The sequence below is a fragment of the Victivallis lenta genome, from assembly GCF_009695545.1.
Taxonomy (GTDB): Bacteria; Verrucomicrobiota; Lentisphaeria; order Victivallales; family Victivallaceae; genus Victivallis; species Victivallis lenta.
The window spans coordinates 150,130-164,116 of the sequence record NZ_VUNS01000008.1 but is presented as its reverse complement, the minus strand read 5'-3'; the positions used below and the strand labels follow the sequence as shown (position 1 = coordinate 164,116).

Genomic DNA, 13,987 nt, shown 5'->3' with positions numbered 1-13,987 from the left:
TTCCTGTTTCCGTCAGAGAACCCAGATTTCATTGTCGTCATCCGGAAAGTATTCGCCGTTGTTCCACTTGAAAATTTTCCAGATATACTTCTTCGGCTGGGCGACCTCGCCTTTGCCGATCAACTGAACATGACCGTCGACAAACGAAATATTGCGTGCCGAATCCTTGTTGTGACGGTTGGCGGCGATGTTTTTCGCCGAAGCCAGATCGGTGGTCGAAACGTAGTTGTCGAAGTTCGGATGGATCGCCGTGTCGTATTGGAGGACGGTGATGGTCGGGCGCTTGATCTGTCCGGTCTTGAGCTGACAGTTCCAGGTCCAGGCCATGCGGTTCATGCCGTAATGGGTTGTGGTGCCGTTCGGCGTCTCCCGGGCCCGAAGTTCGGTCGGACAGGCGAAGATTCCGGTAACGGCATCCTTGTTTTCGTTTGTTACGTTGACCGGTTTGTGGACCAGTCCCGCCTTGTAAAGCTGGTCGAACCACATCTCATTCGTATTCGGATTCCAGACGCGGGGCAGGAAGTCCTGCGAAACATTCGCATACATTGCGGTATTGAGCGCCAGTTGCTTGACGTTGCCCGTGCATTTGATGCTCTGCGCCTTTTCGCGGGCCTGATTCAGGGCCGGAAGCAGCATCGACGCGAGAATCGCGATGATCGCAATAACGACCAGAAGTTCGATCAAGGTGAATCTACTCTTTTTCATGTTTCCTTCCTCCGTCACATAATAATTAATAAGTGAAGCGGAGGCGGATTCATTGCCGCCCGGCAAAAAGCGCGGCAGGGGGGAACCGCCGTATGATGACATATCCGCCGCATGAGCGTAAGAAATGGGGCGCGGAGGGAGTATCTTCCCCCGTGAAGCTCCGAATAAAACATGCAGTCATTGCGAACAGGATACAACCGGAACATTGCAGCCGCCGGAGGCCGGAAAAGCAGGAGAGTCGCCATCACCCGGATTTTGCCGAAAAACAACAACCGTTTAAGCAGGAGGGCATTAAAGCAACAACTTCTGGTGCATGTGCACGACATACTAATTATTATACGCGGTTGTGATTTTCTCTTCCGAATTCGCCGATTACCCTTTGTAGTTAATTATGGGAATAAAACCATACTTATGTCAACCGTGCAGATTATTTTTTTCGTTTTTTTCTTTCCATTCCGGCAAATACGGCGGAAATCTCTGCTTCTGCCGGTGAATTCCCCCGCTTTTCGCTTCGGATTGTTTGTAAAACGACGTCTTTTCATGTATAGTGAATGCGAATTCGCATGGATCATTTCGATAACAGGGAAACGGGCCGGATAGCAGTGGATCGGGAAAATGGACAGAAGACGGCGCTGCTGCATTACTGGCTGGTGGCCATGCGTGGCGGCGAGCGGGTATTCGAGCAGCTCTGCCGCCTTTTTCCGGAGGCGGATATTTATACGCACGCCTGCTGCCGCGACCGGCTGTCGGCGGAGATCACGCGCCATCCGATCCGCGAGTCGATGATTGCGCGGCTCCCCGGAGGACGTCGTTTCTGCCAATGCTGCCTTCCGCTGATGCCGGCGGCCCAGAAACGATGGGATTTTTCGGAATACGAATTGCTGTTCAGCAGCGAATCGGGTCCGGTGAAGGGGGTCCGCAAGCCGGCCGGCTGCCGCCACATCTGCTACTGCCATACGCCGATGCGCTATGTCTGGGACCTCTATGACGAATATTACCGGAACGCCTCGCTGCCGGGGCGGCTGGCGATGCGGCTGTTCCGCGACCGGCTGCGGCGGTACGACCTTGAATCGGCCGAATGCGTGGATCGCTTCATCGCGAATTCCCGTTTTGTGGCCGAGCGGATCAGGCGGATTTACGGGCGTGACGCGGAGGTGGTTCATCCTCCGGCGGATATCGGCTTCTTCGGGGCTGCGCCGGAGATGGAGCGCGGTTATTTCCTGCTGGCCGGGCAGTTGACCGCCTACAAACGGCCGGAGCTTGCGGTCCGTGCTTTTTCGCGGCTTGACGACCGGCTGATTGTGGCCGGTTCCGGCGAGGAGCTGCCGAGGCTGCGGGCGATAGCCGGGAAAAACGTCGAATTCGTCGTGGCGCCGGACGATGAGACATTGCGGAAGCTGTACGCAGGGGCCCGGGCGCTGGTGTTTCCGGGGATCGAGGATTTCGGGATTGTGCCGGTTGAAGCGCAAGCGGCCGGCTGCCCGGTCATCGCGTTCCGTGCCGGGGGCGCGCTTGAGAGCGTTGTGGAAGGCCGGACGGGACTGTTTTTTGACGAGCAGAGCGAAGCGTCGCTGCTCGGAGCGGTTGAGGAGTTCAAGGGGCGCTGTTTCCTGCCGGCGGAGTTGCGAAGAAACGCGGCGCGCTTTTCGGGTGAGATCTTCCGCGATAAAATCTCCCGCATCGTGGCGGAGACGCTGAAGTAAACGTGCCCGCGCCGGTTAAGGCGGCGGCACCCTGCCGGTCTGGGGTCCGGGGGCGAAGCGCCCCGGCCGCCGGAGGCAGCCTGCGGGCGGAACGACGCTGAAGTTGGCCGAAGAGATGATGAAGTGAAGGTCAAGGCGGCGGAGCCGCCGCCGGCACCGGCACCCTGCCGGTCTGGGGTCCGGGGGCGAAGCGCCCCGGCCGCCGGAGGCAGTCTGCGGGCGGAACGACCAGCTCACAAACCGAATCGAAGATTCGGACGGGGAGCCCGCACGGTCTGTTGCGCGAATGCGCATAAAGACCGCGCCCCGGAAGGGGCGCGCTCCTCCCTGTCTGCAACATTGACGGTTCGCATTTTAACAATGTTCGCGGCTCCGGTCAATTCTTGTTAGCCGGGATTGCAACGCGATAGACCCTTTGACCGCTCCGCGGCGTTCGCCGCGCCGCTCACACCGGGCAAAGCACCGCAACTTTGTTGCGGATTTTTGCGCAGGGGCTTCGCCCGGGTCAACCTGAGGCGCCGCCTCAGACTCCGCCAAGGGGCTCCGCGCCCCTTGGAACCTCGCCAGGGCCAAAAGGCCCTGAACCCGGTCGCGCAGGCGCTCCCCACAGGCGTGTTGTGACACCAAGGGTTCGCATTGTAACAATGTTCGCGGCTCCGGTCAATCATGGTTGCCCGGAATTACAAGGCGGCTTCGCCGCCGCCGGCACCGGCACCCTGCCGGTCTGGGGTCCGGGGGCGAAGCGCCCCGGCCGCCGGAGGCAGCCTGCGGGCGTACCGACCAGCTCACAAACCGAATCAAAGATTCGGACGGGGAGCCCGCACGGTCTGTTGCGCGAATGCGCATAAAGACCGCGCCCCGAAAGGGGCGCGCTCCCCCCCTGTCTGCAACATTGACGGCTCGCATTTTAACAATGTTTGCGGCTCCGGTCAATCCTTGTTAGCCGGGATTGCAACGCGATAGACCCTTTGACCGCTCCGCTCACACCGGGCAAAGCATCGCAACTTTGTTGCGGATTTTTGCGCAGGGGCTTCGCCCGGGTCAACCTGAGGCGCCGCCTCAGACTCCGCCAAGGGGCTCCGCGCCCCTTGGAACCTCGCCAGGGCCAAAAGGCCCTGAACCCGGTCGCGCAGGCGCTCCCCACAGGCGTGTTGTGACACCAAGGGTTCGCATTGTAACAATGTTCGCGGCTCCGGTCAATCATGGTTGCCCGGAATTACAAGGCGGCTTCGCCGCCGCCGGCACCGGCACCCTGCCGGTCTGGGGTCCGGGGGCGAAGCGCCCCGGCCGCCGGAGGCAGCCTGCGGGCGGAACGACCAGCTCACAAACCGAATCGAAGATTCGGACGGGGAGCCCGCACGGTCTGTTGCGCGAATGCGCATAAAGACCGCGCCCCGGAAGGGGCGCGCTCCCCCCTGTCTGCAACATTGACGGCTCGCATTTTAACAATGTTCGCGGCTCCGGTCAATCCTTGTTAGCCGGGATTGCAACGCGATAGACCCTTTGACCGCTCCGCGGCGTCCGCCGCGCCGCTCACACCGGGCGAAGCACCGCAACTTCGTTGCGGATTTTTGCGCAGGGGCTTCGCCCGGGTCAACCTGAGGCGCCGCCTCGGACTCCGCCAAGGGGCTCCGTGCCCCTTGGAACCTCGCCAGGGCCGAATGGCCCTGAACCCGGTCGCTTCGCTCCCTGCCGGGTGCGTTGTGGCATCAGAAGTGCGCATTTTAACATTGTGAGCGGTCCCCTGAACACAGTTTCCCGGTTCCGGGTCTTTGGGCCCGTCGCCCGAAAGCTTCGGGTGCTTTTCGGGAACTGTACTGACACATGCCGCGCTTTTATGTTACAGCGGCACATGCCGCGCTTTTTGCCGCTTTGTCGGAGATTCGCGGGAAAAAACGGTTATTTCCGCTATTTTCGGAACTCCTTATTTGAAAAAAGATTGTTTCGGAACTACATTACCAAGCGAATATTTGCGACAAAAACAACTGTATTTATAAGCGGGGGCAACCAAGATGGCGGAAAAACTCCAGAGTCTGCTCGATAAAATCAATGAAAAAGGCGTGAAGGAGGCGGAAGCAACTGCCGCCGGGATTATCGCCGAAGCGAAAAAAGAGGCCGAAGCGATCCGGGCGAAGGCGAAGGCCGACGCCGAGGCGGCGGTCAGGCAGGCCGAAGAACAGGCCGAAGGCATCGAAAAACGGGCCGAGGCGGCAGTCCGCCAGGCCGCGCGCGACATCATCCTCGAGCTCCGGCAGGAGCTTGAAAAACGTATGACCCGCGCCGTCTCCGCCGCCGCCGACCAGGCGCTGACTCCCGAATTCATGGCTTCCCTCATCAAGGAGTTCGCTGCGAAATTCGCAACCGATCCGAACGGCCGGATCACCGTTCTTACCGCCGTCAAGGACGTTCCGGCACTCGACAAGGCCATGAAAGCCTCTCTGGCCGCCGGATTCCGGAATGCGCCGCAGGTGTTCGGCGACTCCGGGATCAAGGGCGGTTTCGAGGTCAGTTTCAAGGACGGCGAAGTTTATTTCGATTTCACCAGCGAAGCGGTGACCGAGCTTGTCGCGGACTACATCGGCCCCCGGCTGGCGTCGATCCTGAAGGGCGAATAACAGTTCAAGCGAAACGGGACGGCGAACCATGTACTACTTTCTTTCCGCTTCTCTGCCGGGCCTGGCCCTGGGCAGGGACCCCGGCATGAGCGTTGCCGATTTCGACGAGCTCTGCGCCGGTCAGATGACCCCCGGGGCGCTGGCCCGGTTGAAGCAGGGCTCGCTCCGGGTCGGCAGGGAGCCCGGCTCCGCCGCCGGACTTCCGCCCGTCTATGCCGCCTATGCCCGGTTCGAACAGTATCTGCGGACCCGCATCGCCGAGCGCCGCGCCGGCAGGGATGAAGAGCGGGCCGTCCATCTCCCGGACCCCGAACTCTATTTCGGCGAAGTCGATGCCGCCATGGGGGCGCTGGCCGCGGTTTCCGACCCGGTCGAGCGGGAAAAGGCCGTCGACCGCATCCGCTGGCGCATGCTCGACGACCTCGAAGCGGGGCATGAATTCGATTTTGACGGGCTTTGCGTCTACCGGCTCCGGCTCGAGATTCTGAATCGGTACCGCGGCCGCAGCGTGGAAAAGGGACGGTCGAACTTCAACGCGGCAGTCGACCGCATCGCAGGCGGAGCCGCCTCCGGCAACGAGTAATAACATCCATTTGAGTCAGGAGTTTCAATAAATGGCAGAGGGTAAGAAGAACACTGAAAAGGTGGTCGCGGTCAATGGGAATATGATCACCATTGAATTCACCGACCGCGTCATGCAGAATGAAGTGGCGTTCGCCCGCGTCGGCGACGACGCCGACACCAAGCTCAAAAGCGAAGTCATCCGCGTCCGCGGCAACCGCGCCGACCTGCAGGTATTCGAGAGCACGAACGGCCTCAAGGTCGGTGACGAAGTCGAATTCACCGGCGAACTGCTTTCGGTCGAGCTCGGTCCCGGCCTTCTGACCCAGGTTTATGACGGGCTGCAGAATCCGCTGCCGCTGCTGGCGGAGAAGTCCGGCTTCTTCCTGCAGCGCGGCGTCTATCTGCGCGCGCTCGACCGTACGGTGAAGTGGGCGTATACGCCGGTCGCCGCTGCCGGCGACAAGGTCCGTCCGGGCGACCGCGTCGGTTTCGTGCCGGAAGGCATCATCAGGCATTATATCATGGTTCCGCTCGCCTGGAAGGGCGAATGGACGCTCGAATCAGTCACGCCCGCCGGTGAATACACGATCGACGACGTAATGGCCGTCGCCGTAAATGAACAGGGCGAGAAGCGGAATATCACGATGACCCAGCAGTGGCCGGTCAAGATTCCGATTTCCGACTATGCGGAAAAGCTGCTGCCGGAGAAGACGCTCGTGACCCAGCAGCGGACCATCGACACCTTTTTCCCGGTTGCGGTCGGCGGAACCTTCTGTACGCCGGGGCCGTTCGGCGCCGGGAAGACGGTTCTGCAGCACGCGATCAGCCGCTATGCCGAAGCCGACGTGGTCATCATCGCGGCATGCGGCGAGCGGGCGGGCGAAGTCGTCGAGATCCTGCGCGAGTTCCCGGAGCTCGAGGACCCGCGCACCGGCCAGCCGCTCATCAACCGTTCGATCATCATCTGCAACACGAGCTCAATGCCGGTGGCCGCGCGTGAAGCGTCGGTTTATACGGCGGTGACGCTCGCCGAATATTACCGCCAGATGGGGCTCAATACCCTTCTGCTGGCTGACTCGACCTCGCGCTGGGCGCAGGCGCTCCGCGAAATGTCCGGCCGCCTTGAGGAGATTCCGGGCGAGGAGGCGTTTCCGGCCTATCTCGAGTCGCTGATCGCCGGTTTCTACGAACGTGCCGGGCTTGTGAAGCTGCGGACCGGTGAACTCGGGTCGGTCACCATCGGCGGCGCGGTTTCTCCGGCCGGCGGCAACTTCGAAGAGCCGGTGACGCAGGCGACGCTGAAGGTGGTCGGCGCATTCCTCGGGCTTTCGCGCGAGCGTTCCGACGCGCGCCGCTACCCGGCGATCCACCCGCTCGACAGCTGGAGCAAATACAAAAGCGTGGTCGACCAGAAGGAGGTTGAATTCGCGCGCGGCATTCTGCGGCAGGGCGCCGAGGTCAACCAGATGATGAAGGTCATCGGTGAGGAGGGAACGAGCCTGAACGACTTCGTCGTCTATCTGAAGAGCGAATTCCTCGACTACGTCTATCTGCAGCAGAACACCTTCGACGACGTCGACGGCGCCACCAGCGCGGAACGCCAGCGATACATGTTCGACCGGATCTACAAGGTTCTCTCCGGCGCTTTCTCGCTGCCGGACAAAGATACCGCCCGCAGCTATTTCCTGAACCTGCGCCAGATGTTCATGGACCTCAACTATCTCGCCATGGACACGCAGGAGTTCAAGGATCAGGAAGCTGCCATCGAAGCCAAAATCGCGGAACGGAGCACGGTAAATGCGTAAAGTCTATCACAAAATCATCCATATCGCCGGCAACGTGATCACCGTCGAAGCCGACGACGTCAGCTACAACGAGCTCGCCGAAGTCACCAGCGCGCGCGGCGTCTCCCTCGCGCAGGTCATCCGCCTCGCGGACGGCAAGGTTTCTCTGCAGGTGTTCGCGGGCAGCCGCGGCATCAGCACGGGCGACCAGGTGCGTTTCCTCGGGCGGCAGATGCAGGTTTCGAGTTCGGATGCGCTGCTCGGGCGCGTGTTCACCGGCCGCGGCGCGCCGCGCGACGGCAAGCCGGACGTCACCTCCGACATGGTCGACATCGGCGGACCGTCGGTGAATCCGGCCAAGCGCATCATTCCGCGCAACATGATCCGCACGAACATTCCGATGATCGACGTGTTCAACACGTTGGTCGAGTCGCAGAAGCTGCCGATCTTCTCGATTGCGGGCGAACCGTACAACGAGCTGCTTGCGCGCATTGCGCTGCAGGCGGAGGTCGACGTGATCGTGCTCGGCGGCATGGGGCTCAAGTACGATGACTATCTGAAGTTCAAGAATACGCTCGATGAGCACGGGGCGCTCTCCCGCACGGTCATGTTTGTCCACACCGCGTCGGACCCGATCGTGGAATGCCTGATGGTGCCGGACATGGCGCTCGCCGTGGCCGAGCAGTACGCGCTCGAGGGCAAGCGGGTCCTCGCGCTGCTGACCGACATGACGAACTTTGCGGATGCGCTGAAGGAAATCGCGATTACGATGGAGCAGATTCCGGCGACCCGCGGTTATCCGGGCGACCTCTACAGCCAGCTGGCGAGCCGCTACGAGAAGGCGGTCGACTTCGATTCGGCCGGTTCGATCACGATTCTCGCCGTAACCACCATGCCGGGCGACGACGTGACCCATCCGGTGCCGGACAACACCGGTTACATCACCGAGGGACAGTTCTATCTGCGCAACGGCCGCATCGAGCCGTTCGGTTCGCTGTCACGCCTGAAGCAGCAGGTCAACGGCAAGACCCGGCCGGACCACCGCGCGATCATGGATTCGATGATCCGGCTCTATTCGGACTACAAGAGCACGCTCGAAAAGCAGTCGATGGGTTTCCAGATGTCGGCGTGGGACAAGAAACTCCTGAAGTACGGCAGGCTGTTCGAGAAGAATATGATGGATCTGACGGTCAATATTTCGCTCGAAGACGCGCTCGATCTCGGCTGGAAGATTCTGGCCGACTGTTTCGACCGGAACGAAGTCGGCATCAAGACCGACCTCGTCGACCAGTACTGGCCCGAGGCGAAGAAATAAGCCCGGAGGGCAAGCGATGGCCAAGATCAAATTCACGAAAACCGAGCTCAAGAGCCAGCAGGACGCGCTGAAGCAGTTCGTCCGTTTCCTGCCGACGCTGCAGCTGAAGAAGCAGCAGCTCCAGATGGAGGTGCGGCTCAGTACCGAGGAGCTCGAACGGAATCTCGCGGAGCAGAAGGAGCTGGTCGACCGCATGAGCAGCTTCCTTGAGCTTTTCAGCAGCGATGCGGAAGTCGCTTTCTTCGAGGGCCTGGTCCGGGTGCGCCGTGTGCTCACCGGCGAGGAGAATATCGCGGGCATTGCGATTCCGACCTTCGACCGGGTCGAGTTCGAGCCGGCCGACTGGGATCTGTTCGATACGGAGTGGTATGTCGATGACGCGGTGCAGGCGCTGAAGGATGCGGTTTCGCTGCGCGAGGCGTACAAGGTGCTCGAAGAGCAGCACCGGCTGCTGTCGGCGGAGCTGCGCAGCACGTCGCAGCGCGTGAACCTCTTCGAGAAGGTCAAGATTCCGGAGTGCAAAGAGAATATCCGCCGGATCCGGATCATGCTCGGCGACCTCGACACGAGTGCCGTGGCGCGGTCGAAAATCGCCAAGAAGAAATCTCAGGAAGCGGCGGAACAGGCCGCTTCCTGATTCCGGGAACGGTTTCCCGTTCCTGCGGCAATGCGCTCTTTCAAATCGGCGGATCCGTTTGAAAGAGCGCTGTTGCGTTGAATAGCCCGGAGGGAATCCTTCCGGAACAGCCGCCGGTGCGGCTTGCAATACGCCGGAAAGACAGTATATTATTTCTTTCATGTGAGGCATGATGGAAGAATTGACACGAGTGCCTCAGGGAACTGTATCATGAAGAGCAGCAACAATATCAATATCGCAAGCCGCAGCGTGCTTTCGAGTCCGGGCGCAATCCGCTCCGAACTGCCGCTGTCGCTGGACGCGGTGATGAAGGTCATGGATTCGCGGCAGGAGATCTGCGATATCCTGGACGGAAAATCGAAGCGTCTCATGATGATCGTCGGACCGTGCTCGATCCACAATCCGGATTCCGCGATCGAATATGCCGAGCGGCTCCGCGCGCTCAGCGAAGAGGTGAAGGAACGGATACTGATCGTCATGCGGGTCTATTTCGAGAAGCCGCGGACGACGCTCGGCTGGAAGGGGCTGATCTACGATCCCGATCTGAATGCGAGCTACAACATCGAGAAGGGTATTTTCATCGCGCGCCGTCTCATGCTGAAGATCGTCGATCTCGGGCTGCCGGTTGCGACCGAGATGCTGGACCCGATCATCGCGCAGTACATCGCCGACGCGGTCTCCTGGGCCGCGATCGGCGCGCGCACGACCGAGGCGCAGACCCACCGCCAGCTCGGCAGCGGCCTCTCGATGCCGGTCGGTTTCAAGAATGCGACGGACGGTTCGTTCCAGATTGCGATCGACGCGATTTCGACGGCGCGCAGCGAGCACAGCTTCATCGGTGTGCTGGAGGACGGCCACGTCGGAGTTTTCCGCACGCGCGGGAACCCGTACGCGCATATCGTGCTGCGCGGCGGCGGCGGCCCGAACTACGGGGCTGAGCATATCGCGTTTCTGAAGGTCGCGATGAAAAAGGCGAAAATTCCGCCCGCGATCATCGTGGACTGCAGCCATGCGAATTCGGGCAAGGATTACCGCAAGCAGGGGATCGTCCTCAGGGACGTGCTCAGCCAGATCGCCGACGGCGAAACCGCGCTGGCCGGCGTCATGCTCGAGAGCAATCTCCAGCCCGGGGCACAGAAGATCAAGCCGGGCGAAAAGCCGGACCCGTGCATCTCGATCACCGACGGCTGTGTCGGCTGGGAAGAAACCGAGGAGCTGATCCGCATGAGCTACGACCGGCTCGGGGAGATTTACGGCAGGGACGCCTTCAAAACAAATACCGAAGAATAGGAGAGGAACTTGATGAGCAGCTTTCTGGCATTTGATCTGGGGGCCTCGAGCGGGCGGGCGATGATCGGCAGACTGGAGAACGGCAGGCTTTCTCTGACCGAGGTGCATCGCTTCGCAAACGGCCCGACGGAGAAGGACGGCGCGATTTACTGGGATTATCCGCAGCTTTGCCTGGAGCTTAAAAACGGGTTGCGCAAGGCGCTTGCGGTCGAGCCGGAGCTCGACGGCATCGGCATCGACACCTGGGGCGTCGACTATGTCTTTTTCGATAAGGCGACCGGAAAGATGCGGCGCTGGCCGTATCACTATCGCGATGTGCGCACGGATTCGCCGGAGACCGACGTCTGGAACAAGATTTCGAAACAGGAGCTTTATGAGCGGACCGGCATCCAGTGCATGCTTCTGAACACGGTCTACCAGCTTGCGGCGCATCACCGGATGCATCCGGAGGATTTCAAAGACAGCTTCTTCCTGACCATGCCGGATGCGCTGGCCTACTATCTCGGCGGCGAACGCACGAGCGAGTACACCGAATGCTCGACGACGAATCTGCTCGATCCGGTCGGGAAAGAGTGGGACTGGGAGATCATCGACCGGCTCGGCCTGCCGCGCGATGTGTTTCCGGAGATCGTCAAGCCGTGCACCTTCTCCGGCACGTTGTCGGAGGAGCTGCAGAAGGAGCTCGGCTGCGGACCGGTTCCGATCATCAAGGTCGGTTCGCACGACACGGCCAGCGCGGTGGCGGCGGTCCCGGCGCCCGAAAGCGGCAGCTGGGCCTACATCAGCGCAGGAACCTGGGCGCTGCTCGGCGCCGAAATTGAAAAACCGTTCCGCAACGCGGATTCCGAGAAGAACAGTTTCACGAACGAAGGCGGGCTTGACGGCAAGATCCGCTTCCTGTCGAATATCATGGGCAGCTGGCTCTTCCAGGAGACGCGCCGGGTCTGGAACGAAACGAAGCCGACGCCGGTTTCCTTCGCCGAGATGGAACAGATGGCGCTCAGCTCCGAGCCCTGCAGATTCCTGATCAACCCGAACGACGCTTCGTTCGTCACGCCGGGCGACATGCCGCAGCGCATTATCGATTTCTGCGAGCGGACCGGGCAGGGGAAGATCACGAACGACGGCGAAGTCGTGCGGGCGATTTACGATTCGCTGGCGCTCTATTTCCGCACGAAGCTCAATGTGCTGGCACAGCTGCTTGGAACCCGGTATCAGTGCCTGAACGTGGTCGGCGGCGGCACGAAGGACGGGCTGCTGATGCAGCTGACCGCCGATGCGCTGAATTTCCCGGTCGTGGCGGGGCCGGTCGAGGCGACTGCGATCGGGAATTTGCTTGCGCAGGCGATGGCGGCCGGCAAAGTCGGTTCGCTGGCCGAAGCGCGCCGGGTCGTGAACAGCTCGTTCGAGGTCAAGACCTACGTGCCGGATGCAGCGCGTCATGCGTTTTACAACAGCCAGATCGAGCGGTTCGAAAAGCTCGCGAAGTAAGTGGGCAGCAGGACTACCAGCATCGGAAGAGCGCTCCGCCTGACGGCGGCGGCGCTCTTTTTGCTGTGTTCGGCGGCAGCCGGCGGCGAAACGCCGCTGAGGACGCTCTATTCCTCCGGCGGCAGCCGGGTCAAGACACTCGACCCGGCGCAGGCGGACGATCTGTCGAGCCGGAATATGGTCGCCGGCATTTACGACACGCTGCTCGAATACGATTATGCGGCACGCCCGTACAAACTCGTCCCCTCCATGCTGGCCGGGATGCCGAAGGCGAATGCGGCGCTCGACGTCTACTCGTTCCGGCTGCGGGACGACCTGCGGTTTGCGGCGGACCGCTGTTTTGACGGTTTGCCGGAGGAGGTGCGGCGGATCACCGCCAGGGATGTGCTTTATTCGATTCTGCGCATCGCCGACCGCCGGAACCACAGCCCGGTTTACTGGCTTTTTCGCGGCAAAATCCGGGGGCTCGATGCGTTTCATGAAGCGGATGCGCCCGATTACGATGCCGGAATCGAAGGCTTCCGCATTCTCGACGACCTGAATTTCGAGATTCACCTGACCAAGCCCGACCCGCGTTTTCTGTATATGCTGGCAATTCCGAATGCGGCGGTCGTGTCGCGGCGGGCGGCGGAATTCTACGGGGAGTCGCTCGCGCGCCATCCGGTCGGCTCCGGTCCGTTCGTGCTGACCAGCTGGATCAACGATTACAAGCTCCAGCTCGACCGGAATCCGGACTACCGGGTTCAGTACTATCCGGAAGCCGAGAATCCGGCTGACCGGAGCCGTCCGCTGCCGCTGGCCGACCGGGTGGTCTTCTACCTGGTCAAGCAGCCGATGTCCTCTTATTTGCTGTTTCTGCAGGGACGGCTCGATCTGAATGCGCTCGACAAGGACAACCTCGACCTTGTTGCAGGCGGGGGAAAAACGCTTTCCCCGGCGCTGGCGGCGCGCGGGATCAGGCTGCTGCGGACTCCGGAATTCGAGGTGCGCTATGTCGGATTCAACTTTTCGGACCCGCTGCTCGGGAAGAACCTCGAGCTCCGGCGCGCAATCAGCCTCGCCTACAATGTTCAGCGGCGCGTCGAGCATACGAATTACCAGTTGATTCCGGCGCAGGGACCGATTCCGCCCGGCGTGGCCGGATTCGACGAGGCGTTCCGGAATCCGTGGTGTGCGGATGACCCGGAGCTTGCGAAGCTGCATCTGGAAAAGGCCGGGTTCAAGGACGGGATCGACCCCGCCACCGGAAAACCGCTCCGTTTCAGCTTCGACCAGACCGGCAACAGTTCGGCCTACCGGCAGCTCGGCGAGCTGACGGCGGCGGATCTCGGCGCGATCGGCATCGAGGTCGAACCGGTGCTGAACAACAATCCTCGTTTCTACGAAAAGCTGCGTCAGGGGAAGCTCCAGCTGTTTCGGCTGTCGTGGGTCGGGGATTATCCGGATGCGGAGAACTTTCTGCAGCTCTTTTACAGCAAGAACATCGGCGGCTGCAACCGGGTCGGCTTCAGCGACCCGGAGTTCGACCGGATGTTCGAAGAGATTCTGCCGATGCCGGATTCTCCGGAGCGGACCAGGCGTTACAAGCAGATGGTCCGTTATCTGGCCGACCGGGTGCCGTGGGTTTTCGAGGGGTTCCCGATCGCGTATCAGCTGAATCATGCGTGGCTGGAGAATTATCACCCGCACGATTTCGTCTTTTTCAAATGGAAATATCTGTCGGTCGACCCGGCGAAACGGGACCGTCTCCGGAGTACATTCAAACCGCTCAGTTTCGCGGAGCTGAACATGCAATAGAAAGAGGTGGCATGTTATGCCGTCGAAACAGGAACAGTGCCTTTCTCGACAAGCACGGCATGGAGTGTCGGGCCTGGTTTTTTCAG

General features: G+C 61.0%; 10 protein-coding genes. 9 read left to right on the top strand and 1 reads right to left on the bottom strand.

Annotation, left to right across the window (positions count from 1 at the left end; translation table 11 throughout):
* Positions 1 to 12: 12 nt before the first annotated feature.
* Positions 13 to 705, bottom strand: a complete 693-nt coding sequence (locus tag FYJ85_RS24190; protein ID WP_106054128.1) for a type II secretion system protein — start codon at positions 703 to 705, stop codon at positions 13 to 15.
* A 602-nt stretch (positions 706 to 1,307) separates the two neighbouring features.
* Here FYJ85_RS24190 and FYJ85_RS09605 point away from each other — a divergent pair.
* From FYJ85_RS09605 to FYJ85_RS09565, 9 genes are all read left to right on the top strand, one after another.
* On the top strand, positions 1,308 to 2,408 hold the full coding sequence (locus FYJ85_RS09605; protein ID WP_206213076.1) for a glycosyltransferase: 1,101 nt from the start codon (positions 1,308 to 1,310) through the stop codon (positions 2,406 to 2,408).
* A gap of 2,012 nt (positions 2,409 to 4,420) precedes the next feature.
* A complete protein-coding gene (locus FYJ85_RS09600; RefSeq protein ID WP_106054130.1) occupies positions 4,421 to 5,023 on the top strand; it encodes a V-type ATP synthase subunit E family protein in 603 nt (200 codons plus the stop codon).
* 28 nt (positions 5,024 to 5,051) lie between these two features.
* Complete coding sequence (locus FYJ85_RS09595; protein ID WP_106054131.1) at positions 5,052 to 5,606, top strand: DUF2764 family protein; 555 nt, start codon at positions 5,052 to 5,054, stop codon at positions 5,604 to 5,606.
* Positions 5,607 to 5,637: 31 nt separating this feature from the next.
* Positions 5,638 to 7,392 (top strand): V-type ATP synthase subunit A, encoded by a 1,755-nt coding sequence (locus FYJ85_RS09590; protein ID WP_154418149.1) that lies wholly within the window; start codon positions 5,638 to 5,640, stop codon positions 7,390 to 7,392.
* Positions 7,385 to 8,686 carry a V-type ATP synthase subunit B gene (locus tag FYJ85_RS09585; protein WP_106054133.1) on the top strand — a complete coding sequence of 434 codons (1,302 nt, stop codon included), beginning with the start codon at positions 7,385 to 7,387 and terminating at the stop codon, positions 8,684 to 8,686. Before FYJ85_RS09590 ends, FYJ85_RS09585 begins: the two co-directional genes overlap by 8 nt.
* Positions 8,687 to 8,702: 16 nt before the next feature.
* Positions 8,703 to 9,323, top strand: a complete 621-nt coding sequence (locus FYJ85_RS09580; protein WP_154418147.1) for a V-type ATP synthase subunit D — start codon at positions 8,703 to 8,705, stop codon at positions 9,321 to 9,323.
* 210 nt (positions 9,324 to 9,533) lie between these two features.
* Positions 9,534 to 10,613, top strand: a complete 1,080-nt coding sequence (locus FYJ85_RS09575; RefSeq protein WP_106054135.1) for a 3-deoxy-7-phosphoheptulonate synthase — start codon at positions 9,534 to 9,536, stop codon at positions 10,611 to 10,613.
* A 12-nt stretch (positions 10,614 to 10,625) separates the two neighbouring features.
* On the top strand, positions 10,626 to 12,104 hold the full coding sequence (locus FYJ85_RS09570; RefSeq protein ID WP_154418145.1) for a rhamnulokinase: 1,479 nt from the start codon (positions 10,626 to 10,628) through the stop codon (positions 12,102 to 12,104).
* A complete protein-coding gene (locus tag FYJ85_RS09565) occupies positions 12,105 to 13,901 on the top strand; it encodes an ABC transporter substrate-binding protein (protein WP_154418143.1) in 1,797 nt (598 codons plus the stop codon).
* Positions 13,902 to 13,987 lie beyond the last annotated feature (86 nt).

Bases quoted from the DNA above. Each gene is read 5' to 3' on its own strand.
- FYJ85_RS09600 (WP_106054130.1), top strand. From the start codon at position 4,421: ATGGCGGAAAAACTCCAGAGTCTGCTCGATAAAATCAATGAAAAAGGC.
- FYJ85_RS09585 (WP_106054133.1), top strand. From the start codon at position 7,385: ATGCGTAAAGTCTATCACAAAATCATCCATATCGCCGGCAACGTGATC.
- FYJ85_RS09595 (WP_106054131.1), top strand. From the start codon at position 5,052: ATGTACTACTTTCTTTCCGCTTCTCTGCCGGGCCTGGCCCTGGGCAGG.
- FYJ85_RS09575 (WP_106054135.1), top strand. From the start codon at position 9,534: ATGAAGAGCAGCAACAATATCAATATCGCAAGCCGCAGCGTGCTTTCG.
- FYJ85_RS24190 (WP_106054128.1), bottom strand. From the start codon at position 705: ATGAAAAAGAGTAGATTCACCTTGATCGAACTTCTGGTCGTTATTGCG.
- FYJ85_RS09580 (WP_154418147.1), top strand. From the start codon at position 8,703: ATGGCCAAGATCAAATTCACGAAAACCGAGCTCAAGAGCCAGCAGGAC.
- FYJ85_RS09570 (WP_154418145.1), top strand. From the start codon at position 10,626: ATGAGCAGCTTTCTGGCATTTGATCTGGGGGCCTCGAGCGGGCGGGCG.
- FYJ85_RS09590 (WP_154418149.1), top strand. From the start codon at position 5,638: ATGGCAGAGGGTAAGAAGAACACTGAAAAGGTGGTCGCGGTCAATGGG.